Source organism: Eubacterium sp. 1001713B170207_170306_E7, from assembly GCF_015547515.1.
Taxonomy (GTDB): Bacteria; Bacillota; Clostridia; order Eubacteriales; family Eubacteriaceae; genus Eubacterium.
Window position 1 is genome coordinate 283,037 of sequence record NZ_JADMVE010000003.1, and the last position, 18,176, is coordinate 301,212.

Consider the following 18,176-nt stretch of genomic DNA (forward strand, 5'->3'; position numbering starts at 1 on the left):
GAGGTTATGAAGATGTTACTTGAAAATAAAAATGTAATCATTACAGGAACGAACAGAGGCATTGGACGTGCAATGGTCGAAGCTTTTGCCAGCAACGGTGCTAATGTTTGGGCACATGCAAGAAAAGAGAATGAAGTCTTTGAAAAAGAAATGCGAGAAGTTTCAGAAAAATATGGTGTAGAGATATGGCCAATCTATTTTGACTTGAAAAACGGTCAGGAAATGAAAGAAGCTGTAAAAAAAATTCGATCTGCAAAGCGTACAATTGATGTTTTGGTTAACAATGCCGGCATTACCTATAACGCATTGTTCCAAATGTCTTCAGAAGAAAACCTAAGAGAACAGTTTGAGGTCAATTTCTTTTCAATGTTTTTATTTACCCAATACATCTCTAAGTTGATGGTTCGTCAAAAGCATGGAAACATTGTAAATATTGCATCTTCAGCTGCTATAGATGGGAACCCTGGAAAATCGGTCTATGGCGCGACAAAAGCCGCTGTCATTTGTATGACTAATTCCATTGCAGAGGAGTTGGGAGAACAGGGAATCAGAGCTAATTGTATCGCACCGGGAATAACAGAAACAGAAATGCTCAGTACAATGCCAGAAGAAGTAGTCGAAGCTTCAAAAAACTCAGCAGATTTGCGGCGTGGTGGTAAGCCAAGTGAAATAGCGAATACTGCCGTCTTTCTGGCCTCCGATCTATCGAGTTATATTACCGGACAAGTAATTCGGGTCGATGGGGGATTAAAATGATCAGTGAAGAAGCAGTTTTAAAAGGAAAAATCGCAGCAAAAAATATGCGGGAAAATATTTTAAAACTTGCTTTGAAAGGAGGCAGCAACGGTGCACATCTTGCACCTGCACTCTCAATTGTGGAAATAATGGCGGCTCTCTATACCAATATCTTAAACGTTAAAGAAGATATGCCCGAATGGGAAGGACGTGACCGTTTTATCTTGAGCAAGGGACATGGAGCGTTGGGATTTTACACGGCGCTCTATGAAGCAAGGATTATTTCAAAAGAAAAACTTTTTACTTTTGAAGATGATGGGGGAGATTTACCAGGTCAGCCGAGTAAAAATATCCAATTAGGCATTGAATTTTCAGGTGGAAGTTTGGGATTAGGCCTCTCTTATGGTGTGGGAATCGCTTTGGCTACTTATATGAAAGAATTGTCATCCAAGACTTATGTATTAATGGGTGATGGTGAAATCAACGAAGGAACTGTGTGGGAAAGTGCCATGTTTGCCGGTAGTCATAAACTAACCAATCTGGTTGCGATCATTGACTATAACAATATGCAATCCGACGGTTTCAGAAAAAACATTTTACCCATTGATTATAAACCGATATGGACAAGCTTTGGCTGGCAAGTAGCAGAGTGTGATGGACATAATGTTGAAGAACTGATGAATATATTTGAAACACAGATTCATGATAAACCATTAGTAATCATTGCCAATACCGTAAAAGGAAAAGGTGTTAGTTTTATGGAAAACAACAAAGAGTGGCACCATAACAAACTAACGGAAGAACAATATAAGCAGGCGATGGATGAACTTGAAAAAGGAGAAATTGGCTATGATTGAATATAAATCTTCAGCAATAAGAATGTGGTCAATTTTGGGTTCAAGAGGCGCATTTGGCGTTGCTTTAAATGAGCTGGCACAGAGTCATCCGGAAATCATTGCCTTATCAGCCGATCTTTGTACGACATCAGGGCTAGATCGATTTAAAAACAGCTATCCCAACCGCTGTATTAATGTAGGAATCGCTGAACAAAATATGGTCGGTATTGCCGCGGGGATGGCCTCAATGTCATATATCCCATTTGCAACTACTTTTTCTAATTTTGCATCCCTAAGGTCATGTGAACAAATGAGACATTTTATGGGATATATGAAAGAAAATGTTAAGATTGTTGGTTTAGGAGCTGGATTTGCCATGGGAATGTTTGGTGTGACACATTATGGATTAGAAGATATAGCATCCATTCGAGCAATACCAAATATAACTATTTTGTCCCCAGCGGATTGCACAGAAACAGTCAAAATGACACAAAAAGCCCTTGAAATTAAGGGACCTGTATATCTGCGGTTAACTGGCGTGATGAACGCACCAATCATTTATAAAAAAGATTATGAGATCGAAATTGGAAAAACCATTCCCTTAAGCAATGGGGATGATCTCACAATTTTTGCAACAGGCAGCATGGTCAACGAAGCACTGAAAGCATCAGAAATTTTAAAAAAACAAGGGATCAGTGCAGCCGTTGAAGATGTACATACTATTAAACCATTTGATACAGAAGCCATTGAACGAGCCTGTTCAAAAAAAATGATCGTAACGATTGAAGAGCATAGTGTCATTGGAGGCCTTGGAAGTGTCGTTTCTGAAACACTCAGCAAGATCGCCAAGCATCCTATGCAATTGACCATTGGAGTAGAAAATAACTATCCTAAGGCAGGGAGTTATCAATATTTAGTTAATTTTTGTGGATTATCAGCAGATTCAATTGCTGAAAAAATAAATAAAAAATACAAAGAGGTAAATAGAGATGAATAATTTAGATTTATACAAAGAAGCTTTTGTAAAAACATTTGGTGTTGGTGAAGAAGACTTAAACGGCTTGGAGTATCAGTCTATTGCAGCTTGGGATTCTGTTGGGCACATGGCTCTAATCGCAGAACTCGAGGAAGCCTTCGACATCATGATGGATACCGACGACATCATCGATTTGAGTTCTTATGAGAAAGGGAAAGAGATTTTAGGAAAGTATGATGTGGAATTTTAACCCCTATCTCAATAAGCATGCCGCCATATCCGAAACCGGTGAAACCATAACCTATGCCGAGCTTAAGAGCTTTGCCCAAGAAATGCACACCCAAATACCCGAAAGAGCCTTAGTCTTTTCCCTGTGCGAAAACACCATCGGCTCACTGGCAGGGTATGTCGGATTTTTAGAAAATAAAATCGTGCCGTTGCTTTTGGACAGCGGAATGGACGCCGAGCTTTTAGAGCAGCTGATCGCGCTATACCATCCCAGCTATCTCTGGCTGCCTGAAGCCATGAAAGAAAGCTTTCTAAAACAGAAAGTCCATCAGAACAATACCGAAGTATGGCGTAGCAGAGGCTATGTGCTTTTAAAAACGCATCTCGCACCCTATCCGCTTAACGATGCGCTGGCATTGCTACTCACCACCTCCGGCTCCACCGGCAGTCCCAAGCTGGTGCGTCAGAGCGCCCAAAATATACAGGCCAACGCCGAATCCATTGCCGAGTACCTTGAGCTGACCGAAGCAGAACGCCCCATCACCAGTCTGCCCATGAATTACACCTACGGTCTGTCCATCATTAACAGCCATCTGTTAAAAGGCGCAACCCTTTTAATGACCACCAAAAGCTTCATGCAGAAAGAATTCTGGCAGTTTTTTAAAGAGCAGGAGGCAACCTCCATCGCTGGGGTTCCCTATAACTATGAAATGCTTAAACGGCTGCGTTTTTTCAGAATGGATTTACCAAGCCTTAAAACCATGACCCAGGCTGGCGGCAAGCTATCTCCCGAACTCCACAAAGAATTTGCCGAATATGCCCAAGCCACTAACCGGCGCTTTTACGTCATGTACGGCCAGACTGAAGCCACCGCACGCATGTCCTACCTGCCCTATCAGGAAGCCCTTAGAAAATATGGCAGCATGGGCGTTGCTATTCCCGGCGGAAAGTTTTCCCTCATCGACATAGACGGAAAATCCTTTGACGAAGCCGAAAAAGTAGGCGAGCTGGTATATGAAGGCCCTAACGTTACCCTGGGCTATGCCGAGCGCGGCGAGGATTTAATCAGGGGGGATGAGCGAAAAGGCGTGTTGATTACAGGCGATATGGCCAAGAAAGATGATGAAGGCTATTACTATATCGTCGGCCGTAAAAAACGCTTTGTCAAAATTTTTGGCAACCGTGTCAATCTCGATGAAACCGAGCGTATGATCAAAACAGCCTTTGAAAATTTAGATTGTGCCTGTAGCGGCGTCGATGATCATATGAAAATATTCATCACCAACGAAGCCGAGACCGAATCGGTAAAACAATATGTCAGCGAGAAAACAGGCCTGCATTTTTCAGCATTCACCGTTAAAGCCATAGATACAATCCCCAAAAATGAAGCCGGAAAGACCCTGTATAAAAATTTACCAGAATAAATCATTTGATAAAGAGGTTTAAAATGATCAACCGAAAAGTTGCCATTATTGGCGCAGGCTTCACGGGGGCCTCCATCGCTTACGCCCTCACAATGAAAGATTTAGCCGATGAAATTATTTTAATTGACCAAAATAAAAAAGTCGCGCAGGGTGAAGCTTTGGATATTCGACATGGAATTTCCTTCATGGGAACTGCTTATATACGCGAAGGAGATTACCAAGATTGCAAAAACTGTCATCTGATCATTATCACTGCTGGTCGTAATAGGCGACCAGGCGAAACAAGACTGGACTTAGTTGATGAAAACCTTCAAATTGTCAAAAAAGTCTGTGATCAGATACAGCCCTATTACACGAACAGCGTTATCATGATGATCACGAATCCAGTGGATATCATTACCACTTTTGTCACTAATTACTTAAAGATTCCGGAAGGTCGTGTCTTTAGTACCGGGTGCTTATTAGATACTTCCCGATTGCTGAGCCAGGTAGCCGATTATGTTGGCTTAAAAACAGAAACCATCCGTGGCTTTATTGCTGGAGAACATGGTGAGGGACAGGTGCCTGTCTGGAGCCGCTTTTCAGTGGCAGGAGAACCCATTGAGGAATATTGTGCGAATACAGGCATTATCTGGAATCACGCTATCAAGGAGAACATTCAGGAGCGCGTAAGGCAGATGGGAGCGACCATTATCGCCGATAAAGGTCGCACACATTACGGCATCGCAACCTGTGTGTGCGCCTTGGCAGATGCGATATTAAATCGTCGGGCAACCGTTTCATGCGTTTCGAGTGTGCTGAAAGGTGAGTATGGCGTCAGCGGTATTGCGTTGAGTGTTCCTTCTATTATTGATGGCAACGGTGTTCAAAAAAGACTGGTTGAGCAATGGACATCTGATGAAATAAACCAATTTCGGGAAAGTGCAGAACACTTAAAAAATCAGGCACAAAAGATAAATGAGGACAAAAAATGATTGATTACGAAGCTCTACTAAAAACTGAGCCCTATGGGCTTGACAAAGCTCAAAAGCACAAGCTGATGACCACGGTGCAAAGCGAACTGACCCAGCACCACTATCGACAGTGCGAAGCTTATCGCCGGATGCTTGATGCCATGCAGTTTGATCCCCATGCGATCACAGACTATGAGGACATTCCCTTTCTGCCCGTGAGCCTTTTTAAAACCTTGACACTGAGAAGCATTGAAGAAAAAGACATCTTCAAAACCATGACCTCCTCGGGAACTACCGGACAGGCTGTGTCCAAAATCTACCTCGATCGGGAAACTGCCAGCTTACAGCAGAAGACACTGGTCAAAATTGTCTCAAGCTTCACCGGCACAGCTAGAATGCCCATGCTGATCATCGACTGTCCTTCCGTGGTCAAAAACCGGGCCCTGTTTTCCGCTAGAGGCGCCGGGATTTTAGGCTTTTCACTCTTCGGTTCAAAAAAAGCCTACGCCTTAAAGGATGATATGACCCTCGATATCGAGGGCATACAGGCCTTTTTAGAACAGCATCAGGGCAAACCCATCTTGCTGTTTGGCTTTACCTTTATGATCTGGCAGCATTTTTATAAAGAGCTCCAAAAGCATCCTGAGTATCCAATTGATTTGTCGAAGGGCATTCTTATCCATGGCGGAGGCTGGAAAAAGCTCATAAATGAAGCCGTGACAGCCGAACAGTTTAAAGCGCGTTTAGAAGCCGTCTGCGGCTTAAAGGATGTTCATGATTACTACGGCATGGTCGAGCAGACCGGGTGCATCTATATGGAGTGCGAAGCCGGACACTTGCACGCCAGTGTATTTTCCGATGTCATTACACGAAACGCTCTTGATTTTTCAAAATGTTCCCTCGAAGAGACCGGTATTATCGAGGTGGTTTCAATGCTGCCCAGATCCTACCCGGGACATTGCCTCTTAACCGAGGATGAAGGCGTCATCTTAGGCGAGGATGACTGCCCCTGCGGGAGAAAAGGAAAATATTTTAAAATCCATGGTCGATTAAAAAACGCCGAAGTCAGGGGGTGCAGTGATACCTATGCAGAACAATTTAGAACCATTTAAAGCCACCGATATTTTATACAGCATTGGCGATTCAGACACACTGAAGGAAATGCTTAAAGCGCCGCCATTAAAGATATTTGATGAACGAATCATGAACTTTTTGAATGACTTATCGCGAAATATTTTAAAAAATAAAGCAGCCAAAGCCTATCCCGATGTGATGACCTTTGGTTTCTGGTGCCGAAGAGCCTCCATTGAAACCTTAAAAAAACCCTATGACCCTTTGGAACAATCTTTAGGACGGGGAATAGCCTTTCATATCGCACCGTCCAATGTTCCCGTAAATTTTGCCTACTCCATGGTGGTTGGTCTATTGGCAGGCAATGCGAATATTGTACGCCTGCCTTCAAAGTCCTTTGAGCAGGTTGAAATACTCATTCAGGCTATCGCCCAAACCCTGGAAGACGAAAAACACCGTTCGTTTAAGCCTTACTTTTTATTGGTTCAATACGGACACCAGGACACCATCACCAACCTTTTTTCCAGTGTTTGTGATACCCGCATCATCTGGGGCGGCGACCAGACCATAAAGACCATCCGCAGGGCACCGCTGAAGCCAAGAGCCACAGAGATTACCTTTGCAGACCGGTACTCCTTGGCAGTGATTGATGCCCAGGCCTATTTACAAGCCGACAATAAATCAGCCATCGCCGGTGCTTTTTATAACGATACTTATCTGACCGATCAGAATGCCTGCACATCGCCAAGAATTGTTTTCTGGATAGGACAAGAAAGCCATAAAGCCCGAGAAATCTTCTGGGAGCAGCTGTATCAGAAAGTCAAGGCAGACTACACTATCCAGCCCGTACAGGCCGTCGGCAAACGCACCAGCCTAATGGAACTGGCAGCCACCCATGAAAACACACAGGTGATGGAAACCAAAGATAACCGGCTTATTCGAATACAAATCGATCAGGTTGAAGCAGATTTGATGCAATACCGAAACCATTCAGGCTACTTTATGGAATGTGTCATTCAAAAACTCGAAGAAATGCTGCCAATCTGTAATCAGAGCCCGTGTCAAACCTTATCTTACTATGGACCTCTAAAAGAAAAACTGATGGATTTCATCTTTGAGTACAAACCAAAAGGAATTGACCGTGTAGTGCCCATGGGGAAGACCATGGACTTTGAACTGGTTTGGGATGGATATGATTTGATACGGTGTTTATCGCGGATTGTTAAGTAAACAGAGGTAACCCATGCAATTCAGAGACCTGAAAACCTAATATCACCACCTCCTTTTTCCCGGCCAAGCCCTTAGGCTGCTACGGCGACGGTGGCGCTGTTTTTACCGACGACGCAGAGCTGGCAGCCCTCATCAATTCCTACAAGATTCACGGCAAGGGCAGCTTTAAGTATGACAATGTGCGCATCGGCGTCAACTCCCGGCTGGACACCCTCCAGGCCGCCATCCTTCAGGTCAAGCTCAAGGCCTTTGCCGATACTGAGCTGGAGGCCGTGAATCATGCGGCAGCCCAGTACACCCAGGCACTGAGCGGCGTGGTCAAAACACCAGGTATTTCCGAGGGCTTTTTATCCAGCTGGGCCCAGTACACCATCATGCTGTCATCAGCCAGCCAGCGTGACGCGCTGCAGGCGACGCTTAAGGAGCAGGGGATTCCGACCATGATCTATTATCCTAAGCCCATGCATGAGCAGACCGCTTTTAAGGATACGCCCTTTATCAAAGGCAGCTGTCGGGTGACCGAGCGGCTCTGCGGGCGAGTACTGGCGCTGCCCATGCACCCCTACCTGACAGAGGAAGCAATCGACATGGTAGCCTCTGAAATAAAAAAACAAATCTAATCACCCCACAACAACCCATGGTTTCCGGGACACATCCCAATCAACCGGTACGCGAAGCGTTAAAAGCTTTGCGTGCCGGTTGTTTTTTTATTCCCGGGCAGAGAAAAGGAGGATTTTATGTCGAGGTGCGCGGAGCCGGGCACATTTGAACTGGAGGTTCTGATCGAGGAGAACGAGGATTTTGGCACGGCCTTTGAGAAGACCAGGAGCAGGGTTTTAAAGGCGCTGCTCACAGATATTAAAAGGCGGTTCGGTTATTCGCCGGGGGTCAGCCGGACCAGGCTTTTGAAGGATTTTTTCTGTGAAAACACCATTGACTGGGCGTCGGATGTACTGGGAGCAAAGAAGTCCGGGCTGGATTGGAAACGTCCTCATAAACCTGGGGAAACCGGAGATGCCGAAAAATGCGGACGGCGGCTGAACAAAAACGGGTTTGCCATCCGCGTTCTCATCAACCTGATGGACCGTATTCATATTTTTCTGGTGCCGGTGCTGCTGTGCCCGGACTGCCAGGAGCGGCGGGCCCTGGACGAGGCCTTCAGCGCCCAGTACTGCCAGCGGATCCTGCCCGAACCCATGGTAAAGAGGCATCAGTACGCCTCGGAGGTCTATGAGGCCTTGATCAGCGAGGGCTTTGACAAAAAGTACGGGGAGGTGGAGGTTTATTTCAGTGAGGAGCAGGCTGAGGCCGTCAAACAGGATTTTCAGAAAATGGTCGGCCATGTGAAGGCCAGGCTGTCCGGCCCCTTATCGGAGCGGGTGATCCCCCAGGATATGCGCCCTGGGCCGCGCAGGGGAGAGAAGCCCAGCCGGAAGGACCGGCGGCAGCGCCGGCTGGAGGAAATGGTGGTCTGGGTGAAGGAACAGGTAAGGCGCCCGGACGAGCAGGAGCCGGTCAAAAACTGGTACAGCCGGCTGCGGCGGCTGTGCTCGGATGAAAACGGGGACCCCTGCTGGTAAAATTTGATCCCGGAATAGTAAAATCCAACGTGGAGTGCATGGTTTCGAGGTTAAAACGGGAATATAATAATCCCAACGTCAGCGTTACAACCGCGGCGTTAATAATAAACAAGGAGGTACTGATTAAATGAAAGAACAATCGGTACAAAAGGGTTTTTCCAAAAAATCGGCATGGGAGGCTCTGCTTTCCTGCGGCCAAAATCAGAAAGCTGTGCAGAGGGTAAGCCGGGAGCAGTGTATGTGCCCGGGCTGCTTTTACAGGGATATCGGCGAGGACGGAGGCTGTCTGTTCACCGCCACCCTGGAGAACCATCAGGGCCTGTGCATGAATTACCGGGGCGATGTGGGCTGCTTTCCGGAAATTCTGCATTATGGCAGTGTGGATGAGGACAATGTGCGGGAGCGGCTTTTCATCTGGCGCCACAAAGAGCTGGGCGATCTGGCGTGTGTGCTCAAGGACAAAAACCAGGCGCTGTTCAGCTGTGAAGGTCTGGCGGCCTTGCTGGGGATTAAATTCTTTGGCTTCCTGAAACGTTATTTCAGGCTGCTGATGCCTGTGCGGCTTCTGGTCCCCGACGATACCAGCGACGAGGGCTGCCGCGAGGTTTACTTTCTGGACGTCCTGGGCCTGGAGCGGGCCCTGCTGCTGGAAACAGCTGTGGACCCGCAGCTGCGCCGGGTGCTCGGCCAGGAACTGGCCCTGGTCGGTGTCAATATCGAAAGGCTCCTTGAGGGAAAGCAGGCGCTGCGGCTTGGCATTGATGTGGAAGTGGAACGCGACTGGGAGGCCCTGTGATGAAAAAGGATTATTTGCTCAAGCGCGTTTTTAAATTTGACGGCGTCACCAGCCTGCGCACACTGGTCATCGAATGGCCGGTTTATGACAAGCTGGGCGAGGCGCTCCACGATGCCTTCGGAAAGCCGGTCACCCGCCGGGATGTGGGCTTTGTGGGCAAGGACGCGGCGGATATTCTGGAGTACCGCAACGCCTCCCACGCCATCCTGCGCCACGTGGCCCCCGGTGACCGTACGAAACGGACGGTCGTGGACGGCGCTGGCCGCAGCCAGCACATGTGGATCATCAACGAGCCGGGCCTATACGGGCTCATCTTCGGCAGCCAGATGGAGGATGCCCGCCGCCTGGGCGACTTTGTCAAGCGGGTGGTGCTGCCCTCCATCCAGCGTTACGGGGCCTATATGGAGCCCGAGGTGCTGGCGCGGGCAGAGACCGACGATGCGGCCCGAAAGACGCTGTTTGAGGCGCTGAGCAGCGAGAAGGCCCACAGCCGCGCCCTGCTGGACGAGCTGACCGAGGCCCGGCCCAAGATTGAGTTCTACGACACCATCGGCGGGGCCGAAAACGCCAGCTCCATGGGCGATACGGCCAAAATGCTGGCCAACGCAGGCTTTTTAAACGAGGATAACGACTGTCCCCTTGGCCGGAACAACCTGTACCGCCTGCTGCGCCGCTGGGGCTACCTCTGCTCTCAGCCCAGCAGCTTTAACACGCCCTACGCCTGGTGTATGGAAAAGGGCTGGTTTAAGGTGAAGGAGAAGCGCCGGATCCTGGGCGGCGCTTCGGTGCTCGAGACCATGGTGCTGGTGACGGGCAGGGGCCAGGCCGAGCTTTTAAGGCTTTTTCACGAGAAGGCCAGTCTGGGCGAGGTGGCGGTTCATCCGTGCTGCTATCAGGCCCCGGGCCAGGTGGAGCAGGGGTAATTGAATTACCTGAACGAGCTTCTGGGGTTTTACCACTGGCTTTCGGCCCACCCGCTGCCCGGGCTGCTCCACGCCTACTGGCACCTGCTCATGTATTATAACAACAAGAGCGCCCGGCCCGATGTGTCCGGCAGCTGGTACTGGCCTGTGGCCTTTAAGGTGCCCAACTCTGTGGTCATGGCCTGGCTGGGCCTTGACGACCGCCGCAAGGTGATGCGACAGCGAAGCAAGCTCATTGAGGCCGGTCTGGTGACCTACGAGAAGGACACCGGCAACCGGGCAGGCTGGTACCGGATGGTCCCCTTTGACAGGGGGCTGGCGCCCGGGTGGGCGCAGCTCGAGAAACAAAAGGAGCGGACACAGGTATGGACACAAACCAGTCCCCAAAGCGGGCACACAGGCGGACTGTTTATAAACAATGCTTTAAACCATAAGCATGCTTCTCTGTATGGTAGTATTCCTGACCACGGCGCGGCTCCCAGCCCGGAGGCTGCCATGGAGGCCATGAAGCGCAACGTGAACAGTGTATTTGGAACGGATATTTTTAAGCTTGAAGAGGAATGAGGTGAGAGGATGAACCGATACGGCGTTGGAAGGCCGGTGGTGGACATGAGCCGCCCCTATTACGCCCGGGCAGACTGCCGGGCAGGGCTGACGCTCTGGGCTGGCAGCCCGGAGGCCGCGGATACCCTGTTTCAGGAGTTTGCAGCCCAGGTGGAGGACCGTTTTCCGGAAATTGTTCTGGAGCTGCGTGAGCTCCGGGAGGAGGAGACTTTATTTTGAAAGGGGGCTTTCTTTGCAGGAAAGACAAAAGAGAGAAGATTACACAGCGCTGGACGCGCTGGTCCGGCGTGCCCAGCAGGGGGACCGTTCAGCCATGGAGGGGCTGCTGCTGGCCTTTAAGCCCATGCTCTGGTCAGTGATCAGCCGCTATGTTTACGACAATTCAGAGTACGAGGACGCCTATCAGGAGGCCTGTGCGGCTTTCATTCAGGGGGTACGGGATTTTGCCCTGGAGGCCCGGGTCTACTTCCAGACCTTTATGCAGCGGCGGCTGTCCCATTATTTTTTAAAACGGCGGGAGGGGCGGTTTAACGCCTCGCTGACAGGAGCCGTGTCCCTGGATACCCCGGTGGAGGGCGCCGACGGCGCCGTGGCGCTCATCGAGCTGATCCTGGATGAGCGGGCCGACGTCGAGGGAGCCTGCGTGGCCTCGGAGCAGCGTGCGGCATGCCTGCGCGCCTTCAGGAGGCTGTCCCCCGGGCAGAAGCAGGTGCTGCGGTGGCAGTATCTGGAAAAGGGGACCCTCTCCGAGCTGGCGGCGCGAAAAGGGGTGAGCCCGGCAGCGGTCACCCAGACCCACAAACGGGCTCTGGCGGCAATGAAGCGGCATTTATGACCGGTGTTTTAAATTTTTTAAACAGGGGGTTAAAAGCGGAGCCAAAACCGGATTGTATTAGTGTCAGGCAGCGATGCCAAAACGCAAATACAGGAGGTAAGAAAAATGGCAACCATTCAGAAAAACACCGAATCCGTGGGCATGAAGATCACCGTCAATCATGGCGAAAAGGACGGGAAAATCGTCAAGTCCTCAAAGACCTACGGCGACATCAAGGAGAACGTGACCGATGAGGCCTTTATGGCCACCGCCAAGGCCATCACCGGCATGCAGGAGCCTATCCGGGAAAAACAGGTGAAGGTGACGGCGGAGGAACTGGTTGAAATCGCATAGCGATTTTGTTCCAAAATTCTCCATTCTGCATTCTCAATTTTCCATTAAAAAACGTAGGGCACGACGCCCCCGCCGTGCCGCAGACAGGCATCAAAATTAAAAATTAAAGGAGATTAAAACATGGCAGCAACAACCAACAAGGATTTAACCATCACGTTTCAGCGGACAGACGGAAATACCCATAAAATCACGATTCCGGATTACAAGGAGGGCATCACCGACGCCGAGATCAGGACCGGGGCCCAGGCCATCGTGGACCAGGGCGCCTTTGAGCCCGACGGCTTCGCCCTGGCCAAGGTGGTGGGCGCGGTAAAGGTCGACACCATCAAAACCGATGTGGTCATCGAGGGAGAAGGAGCATAAGCATAAGCGAGGGGCGGCAAGCCCCTTTTTTAATGGCCTTATAACCTATAATAGAAGGAGAGACACCATATGAAAAAAATAAAAAGGATCACCGCGGGCACCCTGGCGCTGCTCTGCCTTTTGACCAGCGTCCTATTTGCGGGCAACCTCATGGGCGCCGGCACAGCCACTGAGCCGGACCCGCCCCAGACAGGCACAGCGGCGCCGGAAACGCCAGAACCGCCGGAACCGCCGGACAGGCCGGAGCCTGTCCCGGAGCAGCCAGCAGAGGAACCCTCCTCTCAGGAGCCGGGGGAAGCCGAAGCCCCGGTCATGGCCACTGCCCACTTTGCCCTGGAGGAATACCGGTGCGACTGCGGGGGCTACTGCGACGGCTGGCCCTGCGAAATGGAGCCGGAGCTTTTAGAGAAGATCGAAACCCTGCGCTGTGTTTTCGGCCGGCCTGTAATCATCACCTCGGGGGTGCGTTGTGAGGTGCGCAACACGGAGGTGGGCGGTGTGGCCTGGTCCTTTCACATGCGGGGCTGCGCGGCAGACCTCTACTGTCCCGGTGTGGCGGTGGGAGAGCTGGCCGAAGCGGCAAAGGACATCGGTTTAAACGTTCTGCCTTATTATGCCCACGGCTACATTCATGTTGAGATTTAAGAATCTGGGGGAAGTCATAATCTTGTATCTTAAAAATCGCTTTGAATACAAGGCTTTTCAGAAAAGTGTGTATAAATGACACAAATGTCGCTTATCGCAAAATAAAATCAGGGCATATAAAAAGACTGTTCATCTGCCGAACAGTCTTTTTTGGTGTTAATGAAAATTTAAGTCCCAATTGCGCATTTCCTCACTCTTAAAGGCCACATGGCCCTCTAAGGCGGCGTGCAGCTCGGCCAGCATCCGGGGCTTGTCCTGGTTCAGGGTGCCGGCCAGGTTGATATAATTTGAGATGTGGTTCGAACGGAACACCGAGCCAGGGCTGTCCAGGTGCTCCAGCATCAGCAGGGTCTCCTGTGCGACCTCGATGGGGCTGAGCATCTGGAATTCGCCGCGCTCGACCTCGGCAATCATAGGCGCCTGTCCCTCCAGCCGGAAGGTGAGCAGGCCGATGTACTCGGGGTTCATGGCGTTCAGGGCTTCGGCTGTTTTGACCGCGTGCTCCTGCCACCGGGCTTTGCCGCCAAGGCCGGAGATGGCTGTGACGGACAGCTTCATGCCGGCCTCACGCACCATCTGGCCCGCTTTGATGATCTCACTGGCGGTCTCACCCTTGTTCACATGGGTGAGCACTGGATCGCTGCCGGATTCCAGGCCCATGTAGATCATCTCAAGACCCAGGGCTCTGAGCTGTTTAAGATGCTCCGGCGTTTTGATCAGAATACTTCTGGGCGAGCCGTAGCTGGTGATCCGGCCGCACTCTGGAAAGATTTCCCGGATGGCGCTCAGGATGGCCTCCAGATCGGAAAAACGGCGAACCAAAGCGTCGCCGTCGGCCAGGAAGATCCTGCCCACAGGGCCGTAAGCCTCCCGGGCCTGCCTCAGATCCTCGACGACTTCCTCCAGTGGCCGGACATGAAAGCTTTTTTCTTTATACATATCGCAGAAACGGCATTTGTTATGGCTGCACCCCACCGTGGCCTGGATGATCAGGCTGTAGGCCTCGCTGGGCGGCCGGAATACGCGTCCTTCATAGCGCATGGCTGTCAACTCCTTTGCGTGCTAATTGTTTTGTTTGGATGATTATAACACGCTTTTGTCTAAAAGGCCAGATGAAACTTTGATTTGCATTTTCTTTAAGCCTGTGTTAAAATTTATTAGTCCGAATCCGGACTAATTTAATGAGGTGAAAAATGAAAGCGCAAGCCATTGATAAAAAGTTTTTTAAATTTGTCCTGCCCTCCATGTTTACCATGTTCTTAAACGGGCTGTATACCATTGTAGACGGCTTTTTCGTAGGGCACGCGGTAGGCGATGTGGGGCTGGCGGGCATCGGCCTTGTATGGCCCATCACAGCGGTGCTCATCGCCCTGGGCATGGGCATCGGCGTGGGCGGCTCGGTGCTGATGTCCACAGCGCGGGGCGCCGGGTGTGACGAAAACGCCGACGCGGCGCGGGCCAATACCCTGATGCTGCTGGCCGCGGCCAGCGTGCTGCTCACCCTGCTTCTGGTCCTGGTGAACCCGGCGCTCGTATACGCCCTGGGAGCCAGAGGCGCGGTGTACGACGCGGCCCTGGCCTATATCCGTATTATCGCCCTCGGCGGCAGCATGCAGATACTGGCCTCGGGCCTGATCCCCATGATCCGCAACAGCCATAAAACCATCCAGGCCATGGTGATCATGGGCACGGGCCTTGTCTGCAATATTATTCTGGACGCCTGCTTTACCATGGTCATTCCCATGGGGCTGGCCGGCGCGGCCCTGGCCACCATTACGGCCCAGTCGCTGACCGTGGCCGGGAGCCTGTTCTGCCTGCTGAGGGACCGGGAGCACCCTGTCCGCAGAAGCCATTTCCGCCTGCAGAAGCGCATGATGGCCAAAATGCTGAAGATTGGCGTGTCGCCCTTTGGCCTGTCGCTGATGCCGTCGGTGATCACAGTCTACAACAATCTGCAGTGTCTGGCCTACGGCGGCGACCTGGCCGTATCGGCCTACGCGGTCATCAATTATTTTATCGGCTCGGTGCTGCTGCTGCTGGAGGGCGTGGGCGAGGGCATACAGCCCCTGGTCAGCTACGCCAGCGGCGCGGGGGACTACGCGGCCATGAAACGGCTTAAAAACAAAGGGCTGGCGGCCGTGCTTGTTTTTTCGGCCCTGTTTCTGGTCGCCTGTGTGCCGGCCGTAAGCCTGCTGCCCGGCTTTTTCGGCACCTCGGCCCAGACCGCGGACATCATCCGCACCGCCCTGCCCATTCTGGGGCTGGCCTTTCCGATGATGGGCCTGGGCAAGCTGTTCAGCTCCTATTTTTACGCCTGCGGCGAGACCCTGTACTCCACGCTGCTGGTCTATCTGGACCCGGTGCTGTTCACGCCTTTGTGTATTTTTATCCTGCCCCGGCTCTTTGGGCTCTCTGGGGTGTGGATGGCCCTTCCGGGCGCTCAGGTCCTGGTGATGGCCGTGCTTCTGGTGCTGTGGTGCCTGCACAGCAGCGCGCTGAAAAGCAGGGAGGCCGGGTATGCCGGATAATCTTCACGAAACCCTGAAGGCCTACTATGATTTCTGGTTCAGCTGCAATGCCCTGTACGAGAAATGGGCCAAGGGGCAGGGCATTACTGTCAACACCCTCTTTGTCATTTACACGGTCAACGAATACCGTCAGGACTGCAACCAGCGGCTGATCTGTGAGAAGCTGATGCTGCCAAAGCAGACTGTCAATACCATTTTAGAGGCGCTGACTAAAAAAGGGATCGTTCAGAAAAAGGCCGACCCGTCGGATAAGCGCAACAAGCGCATTGTCTTTACCCAGGCCGGTGAGACCTACGCGGGGCCGCTGCTGAAAAGGCTGAGCACCTTTGAGGAAAAGGCTCTGGGCGCAATGACGCCAGAGCAGCGGGAGGACTTCACCCAAAACAGCCAGGTTATGCTGGCGCGCCTGGAGGAGGCCCTGGCTTCTGATTCCTGATGAAATTGGATGAAAATTTATCACACAGCGGGCTGTAAAAATGGTATAATAAACCGAATACCTTCATAAATGGAGAACAGAATGAATGATAAAAAGCCAACAGCACAGCCGTGCAGCAAGCTGGTTCTGACCATTCTGATTCTGGCCATTGTTTTCCTGGAGGGGCTTGCCGCCTATGATTTTGTGTCCGGCGGGGCCCTGGCCTATGAGAACTGGTCCAGAGGCTTTGGACAAATGGAGGAATTGACAGAACCCCGGGAGCGCAGTGTAACAGCCCGGAACGACATCCAGTCCTTTGGCGTTGACGCAGCGGCCGGGGACTGTATCCTGAACTATATGACCCGGTATTTTGACGGCCTGGCCGTCCTGGAGGAACAGGATCTTACAGACCTTTACGACACAGGCGATCCGCAGGCCCAGAGGGCTGCCGCCATCGACCAGACAGCCTTTTCCTACCTGATCGGCGTGAGAAGGCTTCAGCCTAACGACCTCAGAATGGAGGCCTACAGCTGCGGCATTACCTACGTCAACGCGGCGCTGCAGCCCGGCGGCGATGTGCAGGTCGAGCTGCTGGAGGACCAGGTGGTCAACTTTGCCTTTATTCCAGAGGTCGATGCCAGCAGCGGCGGCATCCGGCACACCTTCACTCTCCGCAAAAGCGGCGAGACCTACCGCATGGTGGCTCATGAGAAGGAGGAGGACGGCTACCTGCTCATCGAGGAATGCTATGAGCAGCAGGCCGGCGGCACTGCCGATGTCCAGACTGTTCTGGACCAGGTCAAGGCCTCTCTGCTTGAGAGCGCCAGGGCCGCGGTCGATTACCAGAACGCCCAGCGCGGCGCCGCGGCGGACAGCCCGGCACCCGGTAAGCCCCACACCCATCCCTATGACCGCGCCGCGGCCGTGGCCTACGCCATGGAGTGGGTGGACCCGCTCACCGTCAAGCGCAACCCGGACTGGTTTCTCTACGACGGTTACGGGGGCAACTGCAATAACTTTATCTCGCAGTGCCTGTACGCTGGCGGCATTCCCATGGACTGGGACGGCTACGCCCAGTGGAAGTGGTTTGACGACGAGGTGGACACCTGGAACCAGCCAAGCGGCCGGTCACCGGCATGGGCCGGGGTCGAAGAGTTCTACAACTACGCCGAAAACAACAGCGGCTTCGGCCTGGTGGCCGAGGTGCACCCCAATCTGTACACCGGGGAGCCCGGAGACGTCCTGCAATACGGCGCCACCGGCGAATGGCGCCACTCGGTGATCATCACCGATGTGGTCTACGGCGAGGATGGCAGGGTTCAGGATTATCTGATCAATTCCAACACAACAGACAGAATCAGCTACCCGGCCAGCGCGTACGCCTACTATGATTTCAGGCTGATACACGTGCTGGGCTGGAACGATTAAAGAAAGATGATGGAAACCCCATCAGCTTAGGTGTTTAAAGAAGCGGCGCAGCCCGAGACGGCGCCTTTTATCCAGATAAGAAAACAGGTCCAGGCGCTGCGGTAAACGGCGGGGAATCGAGCCATGTTACCAGAGGCGCCGGACATGGGAGGGATAAAATATTTAAAGCCTATGAAGAAGATGCGGATGTGAGGCCGTGCCCGCAGGACGCTTTTTTCTTCCTTAGGTAAAAGGCTTTGTCTCTCGAATTCTTTAACACGCTGAGATGATGGAAATTTTTCATCATCTTTTTTTATTACGTCACATAATTGTC

At 51.7% G+C, this 18,176-nt stretch carries 22 protein-coding genes; 21 read left to right on the forward strand and 1 reads right to left on the reverse strand.

Going from position 1 to position 18,176, the window contains the following annotated elements; genetic code table 11:
* The first annotated feature begins 12 nt into the window (after window positions 1–12).
* From I2B62_RS09300 to I2B62_RS09385, 18 genes are all read left to right on the forward strand, one after another.
* The gene (locus I2B62_RS09300; protein ID WP_195268691.1) at window positions 13–756 is read left to right on the forward strand and encodes an SDR family oxidoreductase; all 744 of its coding nucleotides are present in this window, start codon (window positions 13–15) and stop codon (window positions 754–756) included.
* Entirely contained in the window at window positions 753–1,592 is an 840-nt protein-coding gene (locus tag I2B62_RS09305; protein WP_195268692.1) for a transketolase, read from the forward strand. Before I2B62_RS09300 ends, I2B62_RS09305 begins: the two co-directional genes overlap by 4 nt.
* Complete coding sequence (locus tag I2B62_RS09310; protein WP_195268693.1) at window positions 1,585–2,568, forward strand: transketolase C-terminal domain-containing protein; 984 nt, start codon at window positions 1,585–1,587, stop codon at window positions 2,566–2,568. The genes I2B62_RS09305 and I2B62_RS09310 overlap by 8 nt, the downstream gene beginning before the upstream one ends.
* Window positions 2,561–2,797: an acyl carrier protein gene (locus tag I2B62_RS09315; RefSeq protein ID WP_195268694.1), complete on the forward strand. Its 237-nt coding sequence runs from the start codon at window positions 2,561–2,563 to the stop codon at window positions 2,795–2,797. The genes I2B62_RS09310 and I2B62_RS09315 overlap by 8 nt, the downstream gene beginning before the upstream one ends.
* On the forward strand, window positions 2,781–4,199 hold the full coding sequence (locus I2B62_RS09320; RefSeq protein ID WP_243259471.1) for an AMP-binding protein: 1,419 nt from the start codon (window positions 2,781–2,783) through the stop codon (window positions 4,197–4,199). Before I2B62_RS09315 ends, I2B62_RS09320 begins: the two co-directional genes overlap by 17 nt.
* Before the next feature lie 23 nt (window positions 4,200–4,222).
* Window positions 4,223–5,173 (forward strand): L-lactate dehydrogenase, encoded by a 951-nt coding sequence (locus I2B62_RS09325; RefSeq protein WP_195268695.1) that lies wholly within the window; start codon window positions 4,223–4,225, stop codon window positions 5,171–5,173.
* The gene (locus I2B62_RS09330) at window positions 5,170–6,264 is read left to right on the forward strand and encodes an acyl-protein synthetase (protein WP_195268696.1); all 1,095 of its coding nucleotides are present in this window, start codon (window positions 5,170–5,172) and stop codon (window positions 6,262–6,264) included. Before I2B62_RS09325 ends, I2B62_RS09330 begins: the two co-directional genes overlap by 4 nt.
* On the forward strand, window positions 6,239–7,453 hold the full coding sequence (locus I2B62_RS09335) for an acyl-CoA reductase (RefSeq protein WP_195268697.1): 1,215 nt from the start codon (window positions 6,239–6,241) through the stop codon (window positions 7,451–7,453). Before I2B62_RS09330 ends, I2B62_RS09335 begins: the two co-directional genes overlap by 26 nt.
* A gap of 41 nt (window positions 7,454–7,494) precedes the next feature.
* Entirely contained in the window at window positions 7,495–8,073 is a 579-nt protein-coding gene (locus tag I2B62_RS09340; protein WP_347707811.1) for a DegT/DnrJ/EryC1/StrS family aminotransferase, read from the forward strand.
* Window positions 8,074–8,190: 117 nt separating this feature from the next.
* Entirely contained in the window at window positions 8,191–9,033 is an 843-nt protein-coding gene (locus I2B62_RS09345; protein WP_195268698.1) for a hypothetical protein, read from the forward strand.
* Window positions 9,034–9,160: 127 nt separating this feature from the next.
* A complete protein-coding gene (locus I2B62_RS09350; RefSeq protein ID WP_195268699.1) occupies window positions 9,161–9,829 on the forward strand; it encodes a hypothetical protein in 669 nt (222 codons plus the stop codon).
* The gene (locus I2B62_RS09355) at window positions 9,829–10,752 is read left to right on the forward strand and encodes a phage antirepressor KilAC domain-containing protein (RefSeq protein WP_195268700.1); all 924 of its coding nucleotides are present in this window, start codon (window positions 9,829–9,831) and stop codon (window positions 10,750–10,752) included. Before I2B62_RS09350 ends, I2B62_RS09355 begins: the two co-directional genes overlap by 1 nt.
* The gene (locus I2B62_RS09360; protein WP_195268701.1) at window positions 10,753–11,316 is read left to right on the forward strand and encodes a restriction endonuclease subunit S; all 564 of its coding nucleotides are present in this window, start codon (window positions 10,753–10,755) and stop codon (window positions 11,314–11,316) included.
* A 9-nt stretch (window positions 11,317–11,325) separates the two neighbouring features.
* The gene (locus tag I2B62_RS09365; RefSeq protein ID WP_195268702.1) at window positions 11,326–11,535 is read left to right on the forward strand and encodes a hypothetical protein; all 210 of its coding nucleotides are present in this window, start codon (window positions 11,326–11,328) and stop codon (window positions 11,533–11,535) included.
* Between the two features lie 13 nt (window positions 11,536–11,548).
* Complete coding sequence (locus I2B62_RS09370) at window positions 11,549–12,151, forward strand: sigma-70 family RNA polymerase sigma factor (RefSeq protein WP_195268703.1); 603 nt, start codon at window positions 11,549–11,551, stop codon at window positions 12,149–12,151.
* A gap of 105 nt (window positions 12,152–12,256) precedes the next feature.
* Window positions 12,257–12,484: a DUF1659 domain-containing protein gene (locus I2B62_RS09375; protein ID WP_195268704.1), complete on the forward strand. Its 228-nt coding sequence runs from the start codon at window positions 12,257–12,259 to the stop codon at window positions 12,482–12,484.
* Between the two features lie 120 nt (window positions 12,485–12,604).
* Window positions 12,605–12,847, forward strand: coding sequence for a DUF2922 domain-containing protein (locus tag I2B62_RS09380; RefSeq protein WP_195268705.1), 243 nt, complete (start codon window positions 12,605–12,607; stop codon window positions 12,845–12,847).
* Between the two features lie 69 nt (window positions 12,848–12,916).
* Window positions 12,917–13,492, forward strand: coding sequence for a D-Ala-D-Ala carboxypeptidase family metallohydrolase (locus I2B62_RS09385; RefSeq protein WP_195268706.1), 576 nt, complete (start codon window positions 12,917–12,919; stop codon window positions 13,490–13,492).
* A 156-nt stretch (window positions 13,493–13,648) separates the two neighbouring features.
* Here the strand turns inward: I2B62_RS09385 and I2B62_RS09390 are convergent, their stop codons facing one another.
* Window positions 13,649–14,533, reverse strand: coding sequence for a radical SAM protein (locus I2B62_RS09390; protein WP_195268707.1), 885 nt, complete (start codon window positions 14,531–14,533; stop codon window positions 13,649–13,651).
* Window positions 14,534–14,685: 152 nt separating this feature from the next.
* On the opposite strand from I2B62_RS09390, the gene I2B62_RS09395 reads away from it, so the two are divergent.
* The 3 genes from I2B62_RS09395 to I2B62_RS09405 all read left to right on the forward strand — a co-directional run bounded on the left by I2B62_RS09395 (window position 14,686) and on the right by I2B62_RS09405 (window position 17,863).
* Window positions 14,686–16,020, forward strand: coding sequence for an MATE family efflux transporter (locus I2B62_RS09395; protein ID WP_195268708.1), 1,335 nt, complete (start codon window positions 14,686–14,688; stop codon window positions 16,018–16,020).
* Window positions 16,010–16,456 carry a MarR family transcriptional regulator gene (locus tag I2B62_RS09400; RefSeq protein ID WP_195268709.1) on the forward strand — a complete coding sequence of 149 codons (447 nt, stop codon included), beginning with the start codon at window positions 16,010–16,012 and terminating at the stop codon, window positions 16,454–16,456. The genes I2B62_RS09395 and I2B62_RS09400 overlap by 11 nt, the downstream gene beginning before the upstream one ends.
* 81 nt (window positions 16,457–16,537) lie before the next feature.
* Complete coding sequence (locus I2B62_RS09405; protein ID WP_195268710.1) at window positions 16,538–17,863, forward strand: amidase domain-containing protein; 1,326 nt, start codon at window positions 16,538–16,540, stop codon at window positions 17,861–17,863.
* The last annotated feature ends 313 nt before the right edge of the window (window positions 17,864–18,176 follow it).

Coding starts and splice junctions, on each gene's coding strand:
- I2B62_RS09300 (WP_195268691.1), top strand. CDS start 13: ATGTTACTTGAAAATAAAAATGTAATCATTACAGGAACGAACAGAGGC.
- I2B62_RS09305 (WP_195268692.1), top strand. CDS start 753: ATGATCAGTGAAGAAGCAGTTTTAAAAGGAAAAATCGCAGCAAAAAAT.
- I2B62_RS09310 (WP_195268693.1), top strand. CDS start 1,585: ATGATTGAATATAAATCTTCAGCAATAAGAATGTGGTCAATTTTGGGT.
- I2B62_RS09315 (WP_195268694.1), top strand. CDS start 2,561: ATGAATAATTTAGATTTATACAAAGAAGCTTTTGTAAAAACATTTGGT.
- I2B62_RS09320 (WP_243259471.1), top strand. CDS start 2,781: ATGATGTGGAATTTTAACCCCTATCTCAATAAGCATGCCGCCATATCC.
- I2B62_RS09325 (WP_195268695.1), top strand. CDS start 4,223: ATGATCAACCGAAAAGTTGCCATTATTGGCGCAGGCTTCACGGGGGCC.
- I2B62_RS09330 (WP_195268696.1), top strand. CDS start 5,170: ATGATTGATTACGAAGCTCTACTAAAAACTGAGCCCTATGGGCTTGAC.
- I2B62_RS09335 (WP_195268697.1), top strand. CDS start 6,239: ATGCAGAACAATTTAGAACCATTTAAAGCCACCGATATTTTATACAGC.
- I2B62_RS09345 (WP_195268698.1), top strand. CDS start 8,191: ATGTCGAGGTGCGCGGAGCCGGGCACATTTGAACTGGAGGTTCTGATC.
- I2B62_RS09350 (WP_195268699.1), top strand. CDS start 9,161: ATGAAAGAACAATCGGTACAAAAGGGTTTTTCCAAAAAATCGGCATGG.
- I2B62_RS09355 (WP_195268700.1), top strand. CDS start 9,829: ATGAAAAAGGATTATTTGCTCAAGCGCGTTTTTAAATTTGACGGCGTC.
- I2B62_RS09365 (WP_195268702.1), top strand. CDS start 11,326: ATGAACCGATACGGCGTTGGAAGGCCGGTGGTGGACATGAGCCGCCCC.
- I2B62_RS09375 (WP_195268704.1), top strand. CDS start 12,257: ATGGCAACCATTCAGAAAAACACCGAATCCGTGGGCATGAAGATCACC.
- I2B62_RS09380 (WP_195268705.1), top strand. CDS start 12,605: ATGGCAGCAACAACCAACAAGGATTTAACCATCACGTTTCAGCGGACA.
- I2B62_RS09385 (WP_195268706.1), top strand. CDS start 12,917: ATGAAAAAAATAAAAAGGATCACCGCGGGCACCCTGGCGCTGCTCTGC.
- I2B62_RS09390 (WP_195268707.1), bottom strand. CDS start 14,533: ATGCGCTATGAAGGACGCGTATTCCGGCCGCCCAGCGAGGCCTACAGC.
- I2B62_RS09395 (WP_195268708.1), top strand. CDS start 14,686: ATGAAAGCGCAAGCCATTGATAAAAAGTTTTTTAAATTTGTCCTGCCC.
- I2B62_RS09400 (WP_195268709.1), top strand. CDS start 16,010: ATGCCGGATAATCTTCACGAAACCCTGAAGGCCTACTATGATTTCTGG.
- I2B62_RS09405 (WP_195268710.1), top strand. CDS start 16,538: ATGAATGATAAAAAGCCAACAGCACAGCCGTGCAGCAAGCTGGTTCTG.